Here is a 20959-nt window from a genome sequence, read left to right as displayed (position 1 = left end):
TCCCGTTCGCGGCGCACGCGACACTGGCTGCCGCAGGCGCCGATGTGGGTGGCGATGTACCACTCCGTGGACGACTGCGCGGACGACCCGTACAAGATCACCGTCTCTCCCGAACGCCTCGCGGCCCAGCTGCGCTGGCTGCGGCGGCAGGGGCTGCGCGGGGTGAGCATGACGCGACTGCTCACCGCGCGCGCACGGGGCGAGGGACGTGGCCTGGTCGGCCTCACCTTCGACGACGGGTACACCGACTTCGTCGACCACGCCCTGCCGCTCCTGCACCGCTACGACTTCGACGCCACCGTCTTCGTGCTCCCGGGCCGCCTCGCCGGTGACAACGCGTGGGATCCGCTGGGCCCCCGCAAACCGCTCCTGGTCGCGGAGGGCATCCGCCACATCGCCGCCGAGGGGATGGAGGTCGCCTCGCACGGTCTGACGCACGTCGACCTCACCCAGGCGGACGACCGGCTCCTTTGGCAGGAGACCAGCGGCAGCCGCACCGCCCTTTCCGACCTCGTCGGCCGTGAGGTGGAGGGCTTCTGCTATCCGTACGGCACCGTGGACCAGCGCGTCGTGGACACCGTACGGGCGGCGGGCTACCGCTACGCGTGCGCGATCTCCCCGGGCCCGCTGACCGGCGTCCACGCCCTGCCCCGCGTCCACATCGGGCAGGAGGACACCGCCCTGCGGCTCCAGTTGAAGCTGCGGCTCAACCGGCTGCGCCGCCGTACGGTCCGTGACCCGGAGGCGCGCGAACCGGCGGTGGCCGAATGAGAGCCCTGCACATCATCACCGGCCTCGGAGTCGGCGGCGCCGAGCAGCAACTGCGGCTGCTCCTACGGCATTTGCCCGCGACCTGCGACGTCGTGACCCTCACCAACCCCGGCCCGGTGGCCGACGGGCTGCGGGCCGACGGAGTGCGCGTCATCCACCTGGGCATGTCCGGCAACCGTGACCTGGGCGCGGTGCCCCGCCTCGTGAAAGTCATCCGCGGCGGCGGATACGACCTCGTGCACACCCACCTGTTCCGCGCCTGCCTGTACGGGCGCGTCGCCGCCCGTCTCGCCGGAACGCGCGCGGTCGTGGCCACCGAACACTCCCTCGGCGACTCGCAGATGGAGGGGAGGCCGCTGACGGCGGGCGTCCGCGCGCTGTACCTGACCGGGGAGCGCCTGGGGCGGGCCACGGTGGCGGTGTCCCCGTCCGTCGCCGAGCGGCTCAACCGGTGGGGGGTGCCCCGGCAGCGTATCCACGTCGTACCCAACGGCATCGACGGGGAGCGGTTCCGCTTCGACCCGCGGGCCCGGATCGCCGCCCGCCGTCAACTGGGGCTTCCCGACGAGGCGTTCGTCGTCGGCGGGGTCGGCCGCCTCGCCGTGGGCAAGCGCTTCGACGTCCTGCTGCACGCGGTGGCCGAGCTGCCCGGTGACGTACGTGTGCTGCTGGTCGGAGGCGGACCCGACGAGGACAGGCTGCGTGCGACGGCGGACCGGCTCGGTGTCGCGGACCGGGTGGTGTTCGCGGGGGAGCGGCCCCAGCTGTCCACGGATGCCGCCGAAGGGACCGCCGCGGAGGGGACGGACCTGCCGGCGCTCCTCGCCGCCATGGACGTCCTCGCCTCGCCCTCGCCCGAGGAGGCCTTCGGCCTCGCCGTCGTGGAAGGCCTCGCCGCCGGACTGCCGGTGCTCTACGTCAGGTGCCCCGCCGTCGAGGACCTCCCGCCGGACGCGGCGACCGGCGCCGAGCGCGTCACGGGCGACCCGGATTCCTTCGCGCGGGCGCTGCTGCGGGTCCGGGCGGCGGGGCCGCGGCCACGCCTCGCCTCGGAGGCCGCCCACCGCTACAGCATCACCCGCAGCGCAGCACAGCTGATGCACGTATACGAGGCAGCTGCCTCCGGCTCGACCCCGAGAGTGAGTTCCTGATGACCGAAACCCTGAGCAGGCGGCTTCGTCCGGCCGGTCACCCGACCCCGATGCTGGCCCGCGTGAAGCGACTGCCCGTGTGGTGGCTCCTGCCGGCGGGTGCCGTCCTCGGCGCCCTGACCGGCGGCCTGTACGGCGCGGTGAAGACCCCCGAGTACACCGCGACGAGTTATGTGATCGCCGTCCCGCAGAAGGACTCCGACCCCACCGCCGCCCTCGGCTTCGCCACGGCGTACGGCCGGGTCGCCACGCAGCTCGCGGTGCTCGGCGACGCCCAGGTGGAGTCGGGCGTCTCGGCGCAGAAGCTGCGCGAGAGCGTGCGGGCCGCCACCTCGCCCGACGCCCCGATGATCTCCATCTCGGCGTCCGCGGCCGAGCCCGGCAAGGCGGCCGACATCGCCAACGCGGTCTCACGCTCCCTGACCAACAACGCGAACCACACCAAGGAGAGCACGAAGGTGCGCCTCCTCCAGCTCTCGCGCGCGGTGAAGCCGGAGGCCCCCGCGTCGGCGGCGGCGCCCATGACCGCCCTGGTGGGCGGCTGCGCGGGAGGTCTGCTCGGCGGGCTCGCCCTCCTCGTGCGCCCCCGGCGCGACGGCTCCGCCGAGGACGGCGCGCCGGCCACGGTGCCGGGCCCCGCGCAGTCCGCCGACGTCAACAGGGAGAGGTGATGGGGGTGACCGAAACCATCGAAACCGTCCAAGCTGTCGAGACCGGCACGGCCGCCGACACTTCCCTGACCGTAGAACTCTGCACGGACGAAGGGGAGTTCGGGAGCATCGCCGGAGCGTGGGCCCGGCTGCACCGCAGGTGCGGGACGGCGACGCCGTTCCAGAGCCACGCGTGGCTGCACTCGTGGTGGCTCTCCTACGGAACGCGCGGGCGGCTGCGCGTGGTCCTCGTACGCAGGGGTGGCGAGCTGATCGCCGCGGCGCCGCTGATGCGCGTGCGCGTACCGCTCCCGGCGCTCGTGCCGCTCGGCGGCGCGATCTCCGACTTCAGCGATGTGCTGCTCGACGACGAGTTCGCCGACGAGGCGGCGGACGCGCTGGCCGACGGCCTCTGGGAACTGGCCCGCGGCGCGCTGATCGACTTCCGCGAGGTCCGTTCCCAAGCCGCGGTGGAGCGCGTCTACGAACGCTGGAGCGGGCCCCGGCTCCGCCTCGTCGACTCGCTCTGCCTCGAACTGCCCGCGGCGTCGATGGAGGAGCTGCTCGGGCGGCTGCCCGCACCGCGTGCCCAGCGGGCGCGCGCCAAGATCCGGAAGATGGACGCGCTGGGCGTCGAACGCCGGATCGTGGGGCACGACGAGGTGGACGCGTCGGTGCGCACGCTCCTGCACCTGCATCAACTCCAGTGGCAGGGACGGAAGGTGACGTCCGAGCACCTTCAGCCGCGGTTCTCCGAGCACCTGATCAGGTCGGTGGGGTTGATGGTCAGGGCGGGCGACGCGGTGGTCACCGAGTTCCGGCTCGACGACGCCGTGGTGGCGGCCGATCTGACCCTCCTTTCGCCGCATCTGGTCGGTGGCTATCTGTACGGGGCGCATCCGCGGCTGCGGGAGCGGAAGGTGGACGTGGCGACGATGCTCCTGAACGCCTGTACGGAGCACGCCGAGGGCGACCAGAGCCGTGTCCTGAGCCTCCTGCGCGGCAACGAGCCGTACAAGCACCACTGGCGCCCCGCGGAGGCCATCAACCACCGGCTGCTGCTCGCCCGCAGGCGCACCGCCCCCGTGCTGCGGGCCGCCGCATGGGACGCGGCGGCCCGCAGCCGGGGCAAGGAGTTCCTGCGCAAGCGCCGCGAACGCCAGGAGCGGTCCTGATCGAGGCCGCTCGCACTCCGGGGCCCGCTTGTACTCAGTGCCGCTTGTACCAGTCCAGGCGCATGCACAGCTTGCCGCCCATCCAGTACTCGGCCCAGTCGCCCAGGTTCAGCGGCGAACAGTTCGGCGGTGTCGCGGGCTGGGTCGGCTGCGTCGGTTTCGTCGGCTCCGGGACCGGCTCGGTGTCCTTGCGCCCGAAGAGCAGGGAACGGTAGGCCTTGGACGACTTGGGGTTGTCCCCGCACTGCCACACGCCGTGCGGGCAGTAGTCGGTGACGGTGTTGTACAGCGGTTTGTGCTCGTCCATCCAGGCGAGCATTTTCCGCATGTATTCCTCGTTGTCGCCGTTACGGAAGAGACCCCACTCCGGATAAGAGATGTCCTTCCCGTGCTCCTTCGCGAATTCCACGTGCTGTTTCAGGCCGTACGGCTCGCTGACCTGCCGGGCGAAATCAGTTCCCGTCGGCTGGTCGTACGAGTCCATGCCGACGATGTCCACGACGTCGTCGCCCGGATAGCACTGGGTCCATGGAATGGCGTCCCGGCCCCTGTTCGGCGTGAAGTCGAACTTGAATTTCTGGCCCGGCACCGAACGCATCGTCGTGATGATGCGCTTCCAGTACTTCTTCCAGGCCTCCGGGTCGGGACCGCACCGATGGGTGTACGTGATGCCGTTCATTTCCCAGCCGAGCACGATGACGGTGTCGGGCACCTTGAGCTTCACGAGCCGTTCGGCGAGGACGCGGTAATGCTCGTCGAAATCACCCGCCGCGCCCCTGCGGAGCAGCGAGCGGACCTCCGTGTCGCCGACGTGGTCCTCGTTGCGCTCCATCATGGGGACGTTGAGCACGAAGAGCCGGTCGTCCTTCGCGCGCCGCCAGTCCGCCCAGCTCTCGAGGAAGTCCGGCGCCCCCTCGATGTTGCTCCACCGGTCGCCGGGCAGGTAGGTGTGCCCCACGCGCAGCTCGGCGCCGCCCAGCCATTTGCTGAGCTCGGCCATGCGCGAGACGCCCTTGGGCCCGTAGTCGAGGTAGGCGCCGAAGGCGGGCTTCTTGTCGGCCGCCGGGGCCGAGGGGCTCGCCGGGGAGGCCGACGGGGTCGCCGGGGTCTGTGGATCGGCCGGGGTCACCGGGGCGGCCGCGGAGGGGGACGGGGCGGGCACCGCCGTCGGAAGGCCGGGCAGTGCGGGCAGGCGGACCGGTGGCTCGGGGTCCTGCCCGGCCCCCCACGCGTAGCCCGGCCCTACGGCGAGCGCTGCCGATACGACGATTCCGCCGGCGATGAATGCCAGCCGTCTACTGGTGGTCTGGCGTCTCTGCAAAGCCATGGCCGCTCCTCATGCTGCTCCTCCATCTACTGACACTCAGTCATATGTATTTCTATTGCGCCAATCGAGCCCCTAATCCTCTGGGCGTGCCCATCGCCCGCATGGGGGATCGAATTGAGAGGATTTGGCCGTGCTAACTCTCGACACCCGAGTCCCCGCGGTTCTGCTGCGGATCGACCGGAATCCCTTTCATCACGGCACGCTCGGAGCTGTTCGGTCACTTGGCCGCGCGGGAGTGGAGGTACATGTAGCGGCTGCGGAATCCGCGAAGAGTCCGGTGCGCAGATCCCGCTATCTTCATCAGACGCATCCCCCGCCCCCGCCGGGTGCGTCCCTTCAGGAAATCGCCGCCGTACTGCGCCGCATCGCCCGCCGGGTCGCGAGGCCGTCCGTTCTCATTGCGATGGACGACGCGGGCGCCCTCGCCATCGGACGCCTGCAGAGAGAACTGGCCGACCTCTATCTCCTGCCGGACCAGGCGGGCGGGCTCGCGGAACGGGTGGCCGACAAGGCGACGCTGGCCCAGCTGTGCGCCTCGACCGGCATTCCCCACCCTCTGACGCTCCTGCCGGATTCCCCGGCCCAAGCGGTTGCCGCCGTAAGGCAGTTGGGGCTCCCCGCGGTGGCGAAGTGGAGCCGCCCGTGGCTGGTCCCGGCCGGGACGGACCTGCGCAGCACGGTCCTGGTGCGCTCGGCGAGGGAGGCCCAGGAGCTCTACCGGCGGAGCGAGGAGGCGGGCAGCCGCCTCCTGCTGCAGGCCTACCTGCCCGACGGCCCGGGACGCGACTGGTTCGTCCACGGATACGTCGACCGGACGGGCGTCGTGCGCGGCGGCGGCTCCGGCCGCAAGCACCGGTCCTGGCCGCGCGGCGCGGGCCTGACGGCGGTGGGCGAGTGGACGCCCGACCCGGGCCTGCGGGCAGACGTGGCGAGACTTGTCGACACGCTGGGCTACCGGGGCATCTTCGACCTCGACTTCCGGGTGGACTCCGCGACGGGCGAGCCCTGCCTGCTCGACTTCAACCCACGGCCCGGCGCCCAGTTCCGCCTGTTCGCCGACGGGGCCGACCTGGACGTGGTGCGCGCCCAGCACCTGGACATGACGCACCGGCCGCTGCCCGCCGCAGCCGTACTCCCGGGCCGCAGGTTCGTCGTGGAGAACTACTCCCCGCTGACCGCCCTTCGCGTCCTGATGACGGCGGGCCCCGCCGCCACCGAGGCACACCGCCGCGAGCTCGCCTGGCATGCCCAGGACGACCTGGCTCCCGCCCTCGCCATGTGGGTGCTGTGGTGCCGCCATGTGACGCGGCGCCTCATGGGCCGGCTGAGACGGAGGGTGCGCCCGGCGTCTCCGGCCGTGCCCAAGACGCCCGTATCCACGACGAGAGAGCGAGCAGTTGCCGATGTATGACCTGTTGGTTGTCGGAGCCGGGCCCTACGGGCTCTCCATCGCGTCGCACGCCGCCGGTGCCGGACTCGACGTACGCGTCTTCGGCAGGCCCATGGCGTCCTGGCGCGACCACATGCCGCGGGGCATGTTCCTGAAGTCGGAACCCTGGGCGTCGAACCTCTCCGACCCCCGGGGCCGCTACGGCCTGTCCGAGTACTGCAGGCTGGGCGGCACGGAGGCCCGGCACGGCGAGCCGGTCTCCGTGGAGACGTTCTCCTCGTACGGCCTGTGGTTCGCGCAGCACGCCGTACCGGACGTCGACGAACGGATGGTGGCGTCCCTCAGGGCCTGTCCCGGGGGGTTCGAGGCGACCACGCAGGACGGTCAGACCATCCGTGGCCGCACGGTGGCCCTGGCCGTCGGGGTGATCCCCTTCGTCGAGATCCCCCCGGCGCTGCTCGGGCTCGGCACGGAGTACGTCTCGCACAGCAGCCACCACCGGGACCTCGACCGGTTCCGCGGCAAGGACGTCACCGTGATCGGCGGGGGCCAGGCCGCCCTTGAGACCGCGGCGCTCCTCGCCGAGCAGGGAACGCGCGTGCGGGTGCTCGCCCGGTCGCACCAGCTGAGCTGGAACACCGTGCCCCCGGCGTTCAAGCGCCCTTGGCGCGAGGCCGTCCGCGCCCCGCACAGCGGCCTCGGCTGCGGGTGGCGCAACTGGTTCTACTCGGAGGTGCCTGGCGGCTTCCGGCGGCTTCCCGAGGCCACCCGCGCCCGGATCTCGGCGTCGGCGCTCGGCCCGGCCGGGGCCTGGTGGGTGCGCGAGAGGGTCGAGTCGGGCGTGGAGGTGCTGCTCGACCACGAGGTCGCCACGGCGTCGGTCGCGGCGGGCCGGGTACGGCTCGAGGTCATGGGCGATGCCAGCGGCGGCGGCCCGGACTTCGAGACGGACCACGTCATCGCGGCCACCGGCTTCAAGGCCACCAGCGCGCGCCTTGGCCTGCTCGCCCCGGACGTGCGCGGCAGCCTGGCGGTGAACGCCGCCGGGGAGCCCTACGCCTCCGCGGACTTCGAGTCCTCGTACCCCGGCCTGTTCCTCGCGGGCCTGGTGACGGCGTCCAGCTTCGGCCCTGCCATGCGCTTCGTGCAGGGGGCGTCCTTCACGGCGGGCAGGCTGGTACGAGGGGTGCGACGGAGCCTGCGGCGAAGGCCGGTGGGCCCCTCGGTTCCGGCGCCGGCCGGTGGGCGCGACCGCCGTACGCCCCTGGATGCCGTCAAGCGCTGAGCGGCGATCCCGGCTGTCGGGAACTCGATCAGGTGATGCCGTCGGCGAACGGGTGAATCGGTTCTTCGCGGGCGGCGATCAGGTGGTGGACTCTGTCGTCATGGGACGGGCCTGGTTGCCCTCCGCCAGCCGTCGGCGTCTTCGCCGTAGGTCGGCAACACCCCCTAGCGGGCCGGCCCCCCTGCCGTTCTGGCGGGGAAGAGACCCTTGGGTGTCTCTTCCCCGCCAGCGGCATGTCCGGGCGTACTAGCGACGGGACGAGGCGCGCCCGCGGCGGTACAGGATTCCCCCGCCGAGCAGCAGAGCGGCACTCGCCGCTGTCGCGGCCATGAGGTCCTGGTCGCTTCCGGTCTCGGCGAGCCGGGCGGAGGCGTGCGGCGCCACGGGGTCGGCCGACGGCACCTGACGGTCGGTCGAGGAAGCGACGTGCCGCGGCGGCTGACCGGGCTGCCTCGGCTGGGGGACGGCGCGGTCGGCCGGCGGCTCGGCGGCCCGCGGAGGCGTCGGAGGCATCTCGTGCGAGGGAGGCGTCTCCTGCTGCGGGGGCGTGGGCGAAGGCGCTCCGTTGGCGCAGCTGTTGCCCATCGCCGGGTTGAGCACACCGATCACGTCCACGGTGTTGCCACAGGCGTTGACCGGCACGTCAGCGGGCGCCTGCGCGTTGTTGCCCGCCAGGATGCCGGGCGACTGAAGGGCGCCGCTCTCGGCCAGCGCATGGGTACCGGCGTTCGAGCCGGCGTTCGAGCCGGAGTGCGTGTCCGGGCGCGAGTCCGAGCGCGAGTCCGTGTCCTGGCCGTACCCGGGTCCGTTGTCCGCCTTGGTGGTCGCCCGCTGCTGCGGCGCCCGCTCCGGCGCCGCGTGCTTGGGCGCCGCATGCTTGGGCGCCGCGTGCTTGGGCGCCGCCGCTCGATGCGGAGTGCTCGCGTGCTCCGCGCTCGTGTGCTCCGCGTGCGCGTGCTTCTTCGGGGCGGAACCGGTGTTCGCGCAGCTGTTGCCGAACGCCGGGTTGGCCACGCCGACCGCGTCGGCGCTGTTGCCGCAGGCGTTCAGCGGGACTTCCACGGGGGCCTGCACGCTGTTGCCCGACAAGACGCCGGGCGAACCCGCCGCCACCGCGTTCCCGTCCACGGCGAACGCGTTCGAGCCGGACAGGGAGAGGATGCTTGTCGCGGCGGCCGCGGTCGCGAGCATCCCTTTACCAATGGCCTGTCGCATGTAGTTGTCTTCCTCTGAGCAGTGGAAAGCCGGCCTTGGTGTGTCGAAGTGACGGTCCAAGGCCGGCCATGAGAAACAGCCTGGTGGCTGGGTGCTATCAGGTGTTGGCGCAGGTGTTGCCGAACGCCGGGTTCAGCAGGCCGATCACGTTCACGGTGTTGCCGCAGACGTTGACCGGAACGTGGACCGGGATCTGGACGAGGTTGCCGGAGAGAACGCCCGGGGACCCGACAGCCGCACCCTCGGCGCCGGCGTCGGCGAACGCGGGGGCCGCCATGCCCATGGCCATCACGACACCAGCGATGATCGTTGCGCTCTTCTTGTGCTTCACAGATGTTCCCTTCTCTGTGGTCATGCCGATCTGGCAGTCGAAACCGAGCGAGCACTTCTGTTTACGTCTCGCACCATGACCCGCAGCCTGCAAACGAGTTAAAAGGGCGGAAGAAACCACCAGTATCCGCCATTCGGAAAAATTCACCCGAATTACCGCATTCGAAAACGCGGGAGCCCGGGCTGCCCACCTTGGAGAAGGCGGGCAGCCCGAGCGGTCTCACGGCGGAGGATCAGCCGTTGGACTGACCGTTCCCGGCCAGGACCGGGATGTCGTTCAGGATGTGCGAGAGCGGCTCGTCGCCCTTGGCCTGCGTCGAGTTCTCGGTGCACTGCTGGTTCTGCGGCGCCGACAGGATCGGGATGTCCTGGACGGCGATCGGCACGAGGCCGACGAGGGAGCCCACGTTCGCCTTGGCCGGCAGACCGATGCAGGGCTTGTTGAGCGAGCCCTGGACGAGCGAGAGCTGGGGGCTCATGTCGCCGTGCGTGGAGGAGTTGCCGTACGCCTGCTCGGCGCCGTTGCCGCTCAGGGAGGTGGTGCCGTGGTCGTCACCGATGGCGCTCGCGGAGCCGGCTGCGGCAGCGGTCATGCCGACAACGGAAACGGCAACTGCCGCCGTGGCCATAGCCTTCTTCATCATTTTGCGTGTTCCTTTTCTGGCAGACGCTCGAGTCACTGCCCACTGACCAACCTGTCGGAGCGAGTTTGGGTTTCGGGGCTTCACTCGGTTGGGGGCTCATCCGGCTCGCGTTGGGCCATCAGAGTGAATGGGAGCAACCAAGCGGTGGGCGTGGAGTTAATCAGAGCGCTCCGGCGAACGGGGTTTCTCCAGAAGGGAATTAGTTGTGATCAAGAAGGGTATGGCTGCAGCTGCGGTTGCCGTCTCCGTCGTCGGCATGTCGGCTGCCGCAGCTGGGTCCGCAAGCGCGATCGGCGACGACCACGGCACCACGTCGCTCAGCGGCAACGGCGCCAAGCAGGCGTACGGCAACTCCTCCACGTACGGCAACATGAGCCCGCAGATGGCGCTGATCCAGGGCTCGCTCAACAAGCCCTGCATCGGCCTGCCGGCCAAGGCGAACGTGGGCTCCCTCGTCGGCCTCGTGCCGATCGCCGTCCAGGACATCCCGATCCTGTCGGCCCCGCAGAACCAGCAGTGTGTCGAGAACTCCACCCAGGCCAAGGGTGACGAGCCGCTGTCGCACATCCTCTCCGACATCCCGGTCCTGTCGGGCAACGGCGCGGGCAACGGCTGATCTCCCACGCACCGCTCAGCGGGCCGCCGTTCACCGGCGGCCCGCTGTTGTGTGCGATCTCGTTGGGTACGACCTGGTTGTGTGCGACGCCGGACGGCTGTCAGCCCCGCGGCCAGGGATCGCGTGACATGAGGGCCGCCCACTCCTGGTCGGGGCGCCCCGGAACGGTCTTCCCCTGGCTCTGCCAGGAATCCTGCAGCGACGTGTAGATGGGATCCTCGACGCGGCGTTCCGGAGAGGTTCTGCTCACTGGAATGAGGATCTGACGCTTCCATTGCCGCTTGAAGTCAGCCATTTTCCCTCGCCATTGACGGGCGTGTGTCGAGGCATCTGTTCCAGCTGCGTAATCCGGCGAAACCGACGGCTTAGGGCGAACGAGTTGTTGTTCGTGCGCGCCGCGAAGACCCGGCGTACGGGGTGGCGTCGAGCGGTTTACCGTTTCTTCGTCCCGGTCCCCCCGCAGCGGAGATCAGCTTGCTCACTCACCTCTACTCACCGACCGGATCCCGCCGGGCGCGAAGGCTGCGTCTCGCCATTCCGGGGGTCCTTCTGATCGCCGCCGCCGCTGGAATGGGAAACGCCGCGGCGCTGCCGGTCCCCATCCAACGCGTCGATGTCTTCAGCGATATGAAGAACCGGCCGGACGAGGGAAGCGGTACGAATATCCTCCTGATGGGCACGGACGGCCGCGACACCATCACGCGGGAGGAGAAGCGCAAGTTCCACGCGGGTGGAGTCGCCTGCGACTGCACGGACACGCTCATGCTGGTCCATGTCTCCGAGGCACGGGACCGCGTCAGCGTCGTCAGTCTCCCCCGGGACTCCTACGCCGAGATCCCCGCGCACCGCGACGAGGCCACGGGCCAGGAGTTCCCGGCGCATCCGGGGAAGATCAACGGCGCCTACGCGGAAGGCGGCCCCACCCTGTCCGCGCAGACGGTCGAGGGGATGACCGGTGTCCGCGTCGACCGGTACCTGCAGCTCGACTTCCGGCGCTTCATGGACAGCGTCGAGACGGTCGGAGGCGTACGTGTCTGCACGCCCCGCGCCCTCAAGGACAGGACGACCAAGCTCGACCTCGCGCCCGGCAGCCACCGCCTCGGCGGCGGCCGTGCCCTGCAGTACGTCCGCTCCCGCCACGTGGACACGAGCGCCGACTTCGGGCGGATCCAGCGCCAGCAGCGCTTCCTGATCGGGGCGATGCGCAGCGTACGTACCGAGAACGTCCTGGCCGACCCGGGCCGGGCGGCGGAACTGAGCCGGTCCCTCATCGGTTCGGCGCGGGTCGACCGGGGGTTCAGCACCGGACAGCTGCTGTCGCTCGCGTCGGACCTCGGCAAGCTCCCGGCGTCCTCCATGGAGTTCACCACGGTGCCGGTCAGTGGTTTCAACATGACGGTGAACGGCTCGCTCGAGTGGGACCGGGCCAAGGCCGACAAGGTCTTCGCCGCCCTCGGCGAGGACCGGCCCCTGGCGCCGCGCGACTCGAAGGCCAGGATGAGCGATCCGCCGAGGTACAACAGCCCGGCGACCGTCCGCGGGGACACCCTGGAATGCCGTTGACGGCCGTCTGATTACTAGGCCAACCGGATGGTCCGTCGCAACCATCGCCTCATCAGGCAGTTGATCATCACGCGGCTCTGCCAACGGAGCCCGCTCTTGAAGGGAATCACAATGAAGAAGCTCCTGGCATCCGCGGCCATCGCCGCCTCCGTCGCCGGTATCTCGGCAGGGATGGCCCCCCAGGCAATGGCCATCGGTGACGACTCGGGCACCACGTCCCTGAGCGGCAACGGAGCCGAGACGGCGTTCGGCAACTCCGCCACCGCGGGTCACCAGAGCCCCCAGCTCACGCTCGTCCAGGGCACCCTGAACAAGCCCTGCGTCGGTCTGCCGGTCAAGGCCAACGTCGGTTCCCTCGTCGGTCTCGTGCCGATCGCCGTCCAGGACATCCCGATCCTGTCGGCGCCGCAGAACCAGCAGTGCACCGAGAACTCCACCCAGGCCAAGGGTGACGAGCCGATCTCGCACATCCTGGACGACATCCCGGTCCTGTCCGGCAACGGCGCCGGCAACCGCTAAGAACCCGCCAGGGGCCGGCCGTCGTCGTGCCGGCCGGCCCCTTCGGCTTCCCCGGACCGCCTCCGCCGTGTGGGGGCGACACGCCGGGGGTAGGGGCTCGGCGTGATTGAACTCGCCGAGATGATCGCGCAGTTACGTGGGGAACTCGCCGCCGCCATGGCAGCGGCCGAGGGGGAGGAACTGGGCTTCGAACTGGGCCCGGTACAGCTTGAGGCGGAGTTCGCCGTGCAGCGGTCGGGTTCCGCGGACGGCAGGATCCGATTCTGGGTCGTCGAGGCGGGCGCCGGCGGCCAGCTGTCGAACAGCACCACCCACCGCGTCACCCTCAGCCTGGAACCCCGCGTCCGCGGTTCTGACCGGCGGCCCTGGGTCAGCGGTGACCAGACCGCGCACGAGCGCTGAGCCCGGCCGTCATGTCGGCGCCGGGGGGCCTTGAGGCGGCGCGGGTCGCCGAAGTGCTGGTGGAGGGGCCCGGTGGAGACCCCGGGCGACGCGGGTCCGGCTACCGCGTGGGCGACAGATCCGTACTGACGGCCGCCCATGTCGTCATGGGCCCCGTGAAGTCGGTGCGGGTGCGCTTCGACGCCGATCTGCCGGGGGAGTGGAGCGCCGACGTACGCGTCGTGCTGCTCGCCGAGTCGGCGGACGTGGCGCTCCTGGAGATCACGACGGTGCCGCCCGGTGCCGAGGGGGCCGAACCGCCCCGCTACGCGGCCGTACCCGAGAGCGATGTGGTGCTGCCCGTCAGCGTGATGGGCTTCCCGCGTTTCAAGCTGCGTGAGAGCAGGATGCGCCTGATCGACGACGGCGCCCCCAGCCAGTACCGCGACTCCTGCCATGCCTCCGGGACCGTCTCCGTCCTGTCCAACCGCCGCGAGGGCACACTCGAACTGGCCGTTCTCGCACCGCGCGCGGACCCCGAACCCGGGCGATCTCCCTGGGAGGGCATGTCGGGCGCGGTGGTCTGGTCCGGTGGTGCAGTCGTCGGTGTGATCAGCGCCCACCACCGCTCGGACGGCCTCGGCAGGCTCGCGGCCCGCAGGGTGGAGCACTGGTACGACGTACTGTCCCGGGCCGACCTCGCGCGCCTCCACCAGGACGCGGGTCTACCCGAGCGTGGAGGGCTCGCTTCCGCGGTGGGGCCGATGGGCCCGCCGGTCCCCGCGAGCCTGGCCGCTCTCCCCTCTGACCTGCCCTTGCGCGCACTCATGGGGCTCGTCGACGCGCTGGTGGAGATACCGTCCCTGCGAGAGCCGAACGGCCTGGGCCTGGTGCTCGACAGCATCGGCGCGGAGATCGCCGCGAACCGGCCGAGGGACACCCGGCTGCGGATGGACATCTACGGCATCGTGCGCACGTGTCTGCGCTACAGCGGCACACTCGATCAGCTCCTGGAGACCGTGCGGCTCCTGGAGGGGCAGTCGGCGGAAGTGGCCGATGTGGACCGTGCGGCGGCTCAACTGGCCGATCAATACTGCTGACTTGATGTCGGGCGTGGCTCGGCTGCGGGGTTTCGCAGCGTGCCGTGCTGGGCCATCATGAGGGAAGGGACTGCGCACGCACGGAATCGGGGGAGGGGACTTGGCAGCCGTGGAGCGATCGATGCCTGCCGTCGAGTCCGATCTCGTAGATCTCTCGGGGGTTTCTCTTGAAGCGCTGCTTTCCATGGACAGCAGCGCCATCGAGGGGGCGCTTGAGCCCCTGCTGGATCACATCGATGATGCCCAGACCATCACGAATACATACGGGGGGCCGTCTCGTTTCGACTGACGGGACGGCCGCGGCGCCGTGGCGGCCGGTCCATGGCGGGTAGGCCCACGGGGGCGGTGGCACTGCCGCTCCATCAGCTGTCGATCGCCGGTTTCCATGACCTGGCGCGGGGTGAAGGCGGCCGGGCGGTGGTGGAGGAACTCCTCGCCGCCGAGCGCAGCCGCCGCATGCTGTTGCTGCGGGCGCTGCACGACGGCCTTCCCGGGAACGGCGCGCCCGCTCAGGCCGGAGCAGCGGTCTCCTACCGCCAGGCCTGGTCCCTGCTCCAGCGCGTCCAGCGGACGGCTCCGGATGTCTTCGATGACGTACTGATGTCACCGAACACGGGGATGTGGCTCTCCCTCGCGCTGCGTCGGCTCAGGGGCGCCTCCTTCGAGGACGCGCCCCTGTGGGTGGTGGCGGGGCACGTGTCGGCGCTCGCCGCGTCGGCGGGGGTGCGGGCCGGTCTCGACTTCTCGATCGCCGTGCCGGTGAGCCGGGGCGTGGCGTTTCTGCCGACGCTGGGCTGTGCGGAGCTCGGGGCGAGGGAGCCGTGGAGCACCGCGCGCGTCGAGGCGCGGGACGGTCGGCTGCGGATCACCGGGGAACACGGCACGGTCCTTGTCGGGCCGGGGGTCGAGCACAGCGCGCCCGGATGGCGTGCCGTGCGTCGGGTCACCCTGGGGACGACGCGTCCGCGCATGCGCCTCGCGCTGGAGGAGTTGGATCCCTACCGGACGTTTCCGCGCCCCAGCGATCCCCTGCTCCTGTCCACGGCGGACGCACAGGCGTGGCAGGTCATGCTCACCCAGGCGTGGGAGATCCTGCTGCGCGACGAACCGGAGAGTGCCGAGGCGATGCGCGCCGGGCTCATGTCGGTGACCCCCACCCCGGCGAGGGAGAGGTTCCGGCCGCACAGCGTGACCGCGGGCGACGCCTTCGGAGGTGTCATGGCCTCGCGGCCGGACGACGCCGCCCAGCTCGCCGCGACGCTGGTGCACGAGTTCCAGCACATCAAGCTGGGCAGCCTGATGCGGCTGCGCCCTCTGAACGTGCGCGATTCCGCCCCCGGCCCCGACGAGTTGTTCCGCGCGCCGTGGCGCGACGATCCGCGCCCGCTGGGCGGCCTGCTGCAAGGGATCTACGCCTTCGCCGGGGTCGCCCGCTTCTGGCGCGCCCACCGGCACTCCGCCGACGCCGCGCATGCCTCACTCGCGCACTTCGAGTTCGCGCTGTGGCGCACGCAGGTGTGGTCGACGCTGAACGTGGTGCGTACGCACGAGGGACTCACCCCCTTGGGCCGGCGCCTCCTCGACACCCTGCGCGAGCGCTGCGCCGCGTGGCTCGACGAGGCTGTGCCGGACGCGGAGCTGCGTCTTGCCCGGGAGGCGGCGATCGGCCACCGGGCGCGTTGGCGCGCCCACCATCTGCGGCCGTCCGCCACCGCGGTGGGCGACGCGGTGCGGGCCTGGCGGCGCGGTGACGACCGTCCCCCGCCCGCTCTCGCCGGTGAGCCCGTCCTCGTGCCGGACTCCGAGGCCCGTTTCCTGGACACCGAGGCCGTCCTGACCCGGTACCGGCTCACCGGCGCCGGCCAGGACGCAGGGGACGCCGAGGGAGCCGAGGACGGCGACGTCCTGCTGGCGCGCGACGACCGCGCCGGGGCGCGGGACGCCTTCACCGCGCGGCTTTCGGGCAAGGGGGCGCCGCCCGGTGCCTGGGCCGGACTGGGGCGGGCCCTCGCCGGTGAGGAGGCCCACCAGGGCGCCTCCCGGCTGTTGCGGAGCTTCCCCGAGCAGGCGTGTGCGGTGCAGCGCGCGCTGGAGAACGCGACGGGGCAGGGCGCTGATCCGGTGCTGCTCGCGGAGTGGGTGGCGCGCGGCGCGAAGGAGCACGACGGCGACGGCTGACGCCGCATCAGCGGCTCCGAGCAGTCCTTCGGCGATCCACGCGGTCGGCACCGCCGGGTTGTGCCCGGCGGCGGCCAGCGCGCCCGGCCAGTCCTCGCGCAGGTCCACCGCGACGGTGGTCCGCTCGCAGTGCGCCTCGGCCCGCTCCCGGCGCAGCACCGAAGCCTTGAAGTCCAGTGGCGCGGCGGTGTCGACCTCGAACAGCCGGGTGCCCTCGGGCCAGTCCATCCGGAAGGCCCGGCTGTCCATGCCGGCGCCGAGCAGCACGACCTGCCGGACCCCGGACGCGGAGGCCTGCTGCAACAGGTCGTCGAGGAACTTCGTCCTGATGACGATGGAGAGCGACACGGCCGGCCGACGGCCGTCACGCAGCGCGTTCTCCCGCTCGGTCTCCAGCGCCCGCACCCTGGCCACCCCCACCGCCGTGGCCCACACTCCCGACGGCCGCACCCGCTCCTGCTCATCAGCCACGCAGACAGACAGACAGACAGACAGACAGGCAGACAGGCAGACAGGGGGCGGGTGTGTGTCACCCGCCCCTTCGCCCGTCGGCTACAGCGGCACCGGGTCGATGTCGCAGTTGGCCCGCTGGCCCGCCTTGGCCTGGAGCGTGGCGGGGTGCGGGGCGCCGGGCTCCACGAGGAGCCGTGGCGCGTCGAGTACGCGTTCCATCCGGGCCAGGGTGTCGGCGCGCAGCGCGGCGCCCTCGGTCTCCGCGCCCAGCTCGATCAGGTCCATCGCGAGGTTGCCCGCGCACGCGAGCGTGGTGGGGTGGTCGTCGCCGAAGGTGATGCGGCAGTGCTCCAACGTCCGGTGCCCGAGCTCGTGGGCCGCATGGTGGTCGCCGAGGGCGGCCAGGTCACTGGCCAGGTTGATGGCGGTGGCGAGGACGATGGGGTGGGCCTCGCCCAGGCGTTCGGCCAGCGAGGCGAGCGCGGCCTCGTCGAGGCGCTTGGCCTCGGCGGGCTGACCGAGAAGGCGCAGGGTGACGGCGAGGTCGACGTCCGCGGACAGGACATGCGGGTGCTGCGGCGAGAAGATGTTGCGGTACTCCTGGCAGGCCTTGATGCCGCGCTCGCGTGCCGCGTTCAGGTCGCCGTTCTGGCGCAGGGCCACCGACAGGGTCAGGGCGGCGGACAGCGACGAGGGGTGGGTGTCGCCGTACCGGCGGGAGAACTTCGAGTACGCCTCCGTGGCGAGTTCCAGGGACTGCGCGTGGTCGCCGGCCTTGCGGGAGGCCTCGCTGAGCTGGCGCATGGTGTGGATGGTCGAGGGGTTGCCGCTGCCGAACACGTCGCGGTAGGCGTCGAGGACGGCCTGCTGGCGGGCGCGGGCACCGACGTAGTCGCCCCTCTCGCGTACGTCGATGGCGACGTTGTTCTCCGTCATCAGGGTCCGCGAGTGATCCTGGCCGAGGACGCGCAGGCGCAGCGCGAGGGTGCTCTCGTCGAGTTCGAGGGCCTGACGGAAGTCTCCGACGAGGCGCAGGCTCGTGCCGAGGTTGTGGGCGGCGTCGAGGGTCGTGGGGTCCTCCTCGCCGAACGCCCTGCGTGCCCGCTCGTAGACCGTCGCGTCCAGCTGGGCCCCGAGGGCGAATTCGCCCTCGACACGGCGCACCGCGGCCTCCAGGCCGATCGCGGCCAGTGCGTCCTCGCGGACGTCCTCGCGTCCCGCGGGAGCCGTGCGCTCGTAGATCTCCTTGAGCTTGGCGACCAGTTCGACGGCTTCGCCGTGCCGCCCGAGAACCCAGTAGATGTAGCAGAGCCACTGCCCCATGAGCAGCGTCTGCTGGTCCTCCTCGCCGAAGACGCTCTGCCACGTCTCCCAGGCCTGTTCGGAGAAGTCGAGCGACACCTCGTGGTCGCCCCAGTGGTAGAGATACCGGGCGACGTTCATGACGAGCTGACGCACCCAGGGCTGGTCCGATTTGATGGCGTCGGAGGCGATGACGTGGCCGTAGAGCTCCGCGTAGCGCGGCCAGTTCGCCGCCGTGGTGGGCGCCTTCGGGTCCGCGGCGGCCAGCAGGGTGTGGGCGCCGTGACGCATGCGGGACTGCTCCTCGGGCGTCATGCGGTTGTTCAGGACGAGCTGTACGAGGCGGTGCATCTCGATGGAGTTCGTACGGTGGTCGATGCGGGCCAGGGAGTAGCGGTTGACCTCCCTTATGGCGCGCGCGAGCCGCATCGGGTCGTTCAGGGTCGCGTCGAGCTCGGGGAAGATGCTGCTGTTCCCGAGGCCGGAGAAGATGGACCGCGAGATCGGGTCCGGAGCGAAGTACGAGCAGAGCTGCAGCAGGCGCAGGGCCGAGAGGCTGCGGGTCTCCAGGTGGTCGAGTGAGACGTTCCAGGCGGCCGCGACCGGCAGCTGGTAGTCCGGGGGCGGGGACGTCTCCAGGAGTTCGGTGCGCTTGTTCTCGAAGAGGCGCAGATACTCGGATGCGGGCATGCCCGTCTCCGCACGCCACGCGGCTGCCTGCTCAAGGGCGAGCGGCAGGTCTCCCAGCGCCTCGGCGAGCCGGTCGGCCTCCTCCTCCTGGAGGGGCGGCCCGGAGTGGCGCAGGAGTTCCTTGCTCTCCTCGCGGGTGAAGACGTCCACTTCGAGCGAGCCGCCGACAAGACCCCATCGCCGGTTGCGGGAGGTCACCAGGATCGTGCCGTTGCCTCCGGTGGGGAAATAGTGGCGTACCTGCTCGGGGTTGTCGGCGTTGTCGAAGATCAGCAGCCAGCGCGAGAAGGGGCGGCCCTCGCGCAGCGCCTCACGCACCGCGGGGCCTGCGATGTTCGCCTCGGTGCTGGTCTCCAGGCCCAGGCGCCCGGCCAGTTCCACCAGGGCCTGACCGATCTGGCCCGGCCGCTCGGAGGGGATCCACCAGACGATGTCGTACTCGCTCTGGTGCCGGTACGCGTATTCGATGGCGAGCTGGGTCTTGCCCACGCCGCCCATGCCGTGGATCGCCTCGGGAAGGACCGTGGTCGTGCCTTCGCGCAGACGTTCGCCGAGCAGTTCGAGGAGCTCTGTGCGGCCGGTGAAATTGGGGTTCCTCGGCGGTAGGTTTCCCCAGACACGCGGCTGTGATGTGCGGTCCCCCTCCACCGTTTGCTGAGGCGTAGTCGACATCGCTGATGCTCCTTCAAGGGCGTGCTGGGGGACGGAGGTTCCACCGCTTTTCGCCAGGCTGACTGCGTATCGACGATCGTGCCAGCCAAGTACCCCCGCGAGCAGGGCGGCGCGCTGCATGAAACGTCCGGAGAGTGCTCTCAGCGCGGCGAGTTCCACGCGGAGGAAGCCGATGTTGCGACTGTTCACCCGGGGCATGGCCAGGGTGTCAAGGGGTTCGGCGGGGGAGGGGAGCGGCGAGGGTGCTCCTGTTCCGTCGCCCGCCAATAACGCGCGTACGTCGTGCAGGATCCGTGCCGTGTCACTGCGGCGGCCCAGTGCGAGCAGCTCTTCGCGGATGTCGGGAGCGAAGGAGAACGCCACGTCCGTCACGTCGTCGCCCCCTGTCCCACTGGGCCGCACCAGGCCGCTCATCAGCAGTTCCGACGCGTGCACCGGACCCGCGCCCGGTGTGGTCCCAAGAACCTTGCCGATGAGGGGGAGGCTCAGGGGCACGGCGGACAGACGCGTCGCCAGGGTGAAAGCCGTGGGCGACGCACCGGCGCGGAAGTCCGACACGCGCTCCGCCGCGGGCACCGTGCTGCTCGGGTCGGGGACACCGTCCGTCCAGGGCAGGGCGCGCGCCGCGTCGGGCCGGCGCTTCCACTCCCGCGCCCGGATGGCGGACATCTCCAGCCATCGCGGCTCGGGGCCCATGACGAGCTGGGTCCAGGCCTCGGCCCAGCGGTTGGTCAGCGCGAGGACCGGCACGAGGACCGCGTCCCCGTCGACCTCGGGCTCGTCCGGGTCGTGCGACTCCACCGGGGCCTCGCGCAGCTCCCAGTCGAGTTCGTTGTTGGCCGCCCAGGCGCGCGCGGCACGCAGCCGCACCCGCCAGACGTCCAGGCCCGTACGGAACCACAGGTGCTGCGGGAGTACATGGACGACGGCGACCGGCCGGCCCCGCCCCCAGACGCGCAGGAGAGGCAGGACCGCGCCCGACCGCCATCCGGCCGCGAGGCCGTCGGTCAGTACGAGGATCACGCGGCGCGTGTCACCGGCGCCGCCGAGCGGTTCCTCCGGCCGCACGCGGGCGGGGTCGGTCTCGTCGGTGCCGTGCAGGCGCAGCACGCGTACGCGCGCGAAGTCCCCTTCGCGGTTCAGCTCGGCGACCAGGTCGTCGACCGCCTGCTGCCACACCTTCATCGTCACGTGGCTGTCGATGACGAGGACCGCCTCGGCGCGCTCCTGTCTGCCCGACCGGCCGGGCTCGGCATGTCCGAGTCGGCCGAGAACGGACGCGGCCTCACGACGTGCCCGCGTGGCCGGTCCCTGCCGTCGCCCTCCGTTGTCATGGTCGTCATGCATATGCGCCCTCAAGGCGTCGTGGCGGCCAGAACGGTTGTGCGGAGTCCCGCAGAGAGCGGGCATGCGTGACGTCCACAGGCGCAGCGTGACAGCGCGCCCGCGCTGCGAGCAAGGGGGTACGGCCGCATGGGCCCCAGGGCGCGGAAATCGTGCTAGAAGTCGCGCATTCGGCAGGAAGAGTCGCGCCCACGGCAGGGAAG

19 protein-coding genes and 1 pseudogene are annotated in these 20959 nt (G+C 71.1%); 13 read left to right on the top strand and 7 right to left on the bottom strand.

The window, feature by feature from the left end:
* The first annotated feature begins 42 nt into the window (after positions 1 to 42).
* The 4 genes from ACFVXC_RS10550 to ACFVXC_RS10535 all read left to right on the top strand — a co-directional run bounded on the left by ACFVXC_RS10550 (position 43) and on the right by ACFVXC_RS10535 (position 3747).
* Positions 43 to 771 carry a polysaccharide deacetylase family protein gene (locus tag ACFVXC_RS10550; protein ID WP_389904419.1) on the top strand — a complete coding sequence of 243 codons (729 nt, stop codon included), beginning with the start codon at positions 43 to 45 and terminating at the stop codon, positions 769 to 771.
* Positions 768 to 1922 (top strand): glycosyltransferase, encoded by a 1155-nt coding sequence (locus ACFVXC_RS10545; protein ID WP_389903693.1) that lies wholly within the window; start codon positions 768 to 770, stop codon positions 1920 to 1922. Before ACFVXC_RS10550 ends, ACFVXC_RS10545 begins: the two co-directional genes overlap by 4 nt.
* Entirely contained in the window at positions 1922 to 2593 is a 672-nt protein-coding gene (locus tag ACFVXC_RS10540; RefSeq protein ID WP_389903691.1) for a lipopolysaccharide biosynthesis protein, read from the top strand. Before ACFVXC_RS10545 ends, ACFVXC_RS10540 begins: the two co-directional genes overlap by 1 nt.
* Positions 2594 to 2658: 65 nt before the next feature.
* Positions 2659 to 3747, top strand: coding sequence for a GNAT family N-acetyltransferase (locus tag ACFVXC_RS10535; protein WP_389904417.1), 1089 nt, complete (start codon positions 2659 to 2661; stop codon positions 3745 to 3747).
* 34 nt (positions 3748 to 3781) lie between these two features.
* Here the strand turns inward: ACFVXC_RS10535 and ACFVXC_RS10530 are convergent, their stop codons facing one another.
* Positions 3782 to 5074: a glycoside hydrolase family 26 protein gene (locus tag ACFVXC_RS10530; protein WP_389903688.1), complete on the bottom strand. Its 1293-nt coding sequence runs from the start codon at positions 5072 to 5074 to the stop codon at positions 3782 to 3784.
* 403 nt (positions 5075 to 5477) lie between these two features.
* Between ACFVXC_RS10530 and ACFVXC_RS10525 the strand changes: the two genes are divergently transcribed.
* Together ACFVXC_RS10525 and ACFVXC_RS10520 are read left to right on the top strand one after the other, a co-directional pair.
* Positions 5478 to 6485: an ATP-grasp domain-containing protein gene (locus ACFVXC_RS10525; RefSeq protein ID WP_389903687.1), complete on the top strand. Its 1008-nt coding sequence runs from the start codon at positions 5478 to 5480 to the stop codon at positions 6483 to 6485.
* Entirely contained in the window at positions 6478 to 7749 is a 1272-nt protein-coding gene (locus tag ACFVXC_RS10520) for an FAD-dependent oxidoreductase (protein WP_389903684.1), read from the top strand. Before ACFVXC_RS10525 ends, ACFVXC_RS10520 begins: the two co-directional genes overlap by 8 nt.
* Positions 7750 to 7995: 246 nt before the next feature.
* On the opposite strand, the gene ACFVXC_RS10515 is transcribed toward ACFVXC_RS10520, so the two are convergent.
* From ACFVXC_RS10515 to ACFVXC_RS10505, 3 genes are all read right to left on the bottom strand, one after another.
* The gene (locus ACFVXC_RS10515; RefSeq protein ID WP_389903682.1) at positions 7996 to 8964 is read right to left on the bottom strand and encodes a chaplin; all 969 of its coding nucleotides are present in this window, start codon (positions 8962 to 8964) and stop codon (positions 7996 to 7998) included.
* A gap of 97 nt (positions 8965 to 9061) precedes the next feature.
* Positions 9062 to 9319 carry a chaplin gene (locus ACFVXC_RS10510; RefSeq protein ID WP_389904415.1) on the bottom strand — a complete coding sequence of 86 codons (258 nt, stop codon included), beginning with the start codon at positions 9317 to 9319 and terminating at the stop codon, positions 9062 to 9064.
* Positions 9320 to 9527: 208 nt separating this feature from the next.
* Positions 9528 to 9938 (bottom strand): rodlin, encoded by a 411-nt coding sequence (locus ACFVXC_RS10505; RefSeq protein ID WP_389903679.1) that lies wholly within the window; start codon positions 9936 to 9938, stop codon positions 9528 to 9530.
* A 205-nt stretch (positions 9939 to 10143) separates the two neighbouring features.
* Between ACFVXC_RS10505 and ACFVXC_RS10500 the strand changes: the two genes are divergently transcribed.
* A complete protein-coding gene (locus tag ACFVXC_RS10500; protein WP_389903676.1) occupies positions 10144 to 10554 on the top strand; it encodes a rodlin in 411 nt (136 codons plus the stop codon).
* Positions 10555 to 10654: 100 nt separating this feature from the next.
* Here the strand turns inward: ACFVXC_RS10500 and ACFVXC_RS10495 are convergent, their stop codons facing one another.
* The gene (locus tag ACFVXC_RS10495) at positions 10655 to 10804 is read right to left on the bottom strand and encodes a hypothetical protein (RefSeq protein WP_389903673.1); all 150 of its coding nucleotides are present in this window, start codon (positions 10802 to 10804) and stop codon (positions 10655 to 10657) included.
* Between the two features lie 224 nt (positions 10805 to 11028).
* On the opposite strand from ACFVXC_RS10495, the gene ACFVXC_RS10490 reads away from it, so the two are divergent.
* The 6 genes from ACFVXC_RS10490 to ACFVXC_RS10465 all read left to right on the top strand — a co-directional run bounded on the left by ACFVXC_RS10490 (position 11029) and on the right by ACFVXC_RS10465 (position 16295).
* Entirely contained in the window at positions 11029 to 12117 is a 1089-nt protein-coding gene (locus tag ACFVXC_RS10490; RefSeq protein ID WP_389903670.1) for an LCP family protein, read from the top strand.
* Positions 12118 to 12228: 111 nt separating this feature from the next.
* A complete protein-coding gene (locus ACFVXC_RS10485) occupies positions 12229 to 12636 on the top strand; it encodes a rodlin (RefSeq protein WP_389903668.1) in 408 nt (135 codons plus the stop codon).
* A 102-nt stretch (positions 12637 to 12738) separates the two neighbouring features.
* Positions 12739 to 13038: a trypco2 family protein gene (locus tag ACFVXC_RS10480; RefSeq protein WP_389903666.1), complete on the top strand. Its 300-nt coding sequence runs from the start codon at positions 12739 to 12741 to the stop codon at positions 13036 to 13038.
* Positions 13039 to 13049: 11 nt separating this feature from the next.
* Entirely contained in the window at positions 13050 to 14117 is a 1068-nt protein-coding gene (locus ACFVXC_RS10475; protein ID WP_389903665.1) for a trypsin-like peptidase domain-containing protein, read from the top strand.
* A 121-nt stretch (positions 14118 to 14238) separates the two neighbouring features.
* Positions 14239 to 14406, top strand: coding sequence for a hypothetical protein (locus ACFVXC_RS10470; protein ID WP_389903664.1), 168 nt, complete (start codon positions 14239 to 14241; stop codon positions 14404 to 14406).
* A 32-nt stretch (positions 14407 to 14438) separates the two neighbouring features.
* A complete protein-coding gene (locus ACFVXC_RS10465; RefSeq protein ID WP_389903661.1) occupies positions 14439 to 16295 on the top strand; it encodes an HEXXH motif domain-containing protein in 1857 nt (618 codons plus the stop codon).
* 18 nt (positions 16296 to 16313) lie between these two features.
* Here ACFVXC_RS10465 and ACFVXC_RS10460 read toward each other — a convergent pair.
* Together ACFVXC_RS10460 and fxsT are read right to left on the bottom strand one after the other, a co-directional pair.
* Positions 16314 to 16766 (bottom strand): annotated as a pseudogene (locus ACFVXC_RS10460) (SAM-dependent methyltransferase); the annotation flags it as partial.
* Between the two features lie 81 nt (positions 16767 to 16847).
* Positions 16848 to 20759 carry an FxSxx-COOH system tetratricopeptide repeat protein gene (fxsT, locus tag ACFVXC_RS10455; RefSeq protein WP_389903659.1) on the bottom strand — a complete coding sequence of 1304 codons (3912 nt, stop codon included), beginning with the start codon at positions 20757 to 20759 and terminating at the stop codon, positions 16848 to 16850.
* Positions 20760 to 20959 lie beyond the last annotated feature (200 nt).

The sequence above is a fragment of the Streptomyces sp. NPDC058257 genome (assembly GCF_042881845.1).
Lineage (GTDB): Bacteria > Actinomycetota > Actinomycetes > Streptomycetales > Streptomycetaceae > Streptomyces.
This window is presented reverse-complemented; position numbering and strand designations above follow the sequence as displayed.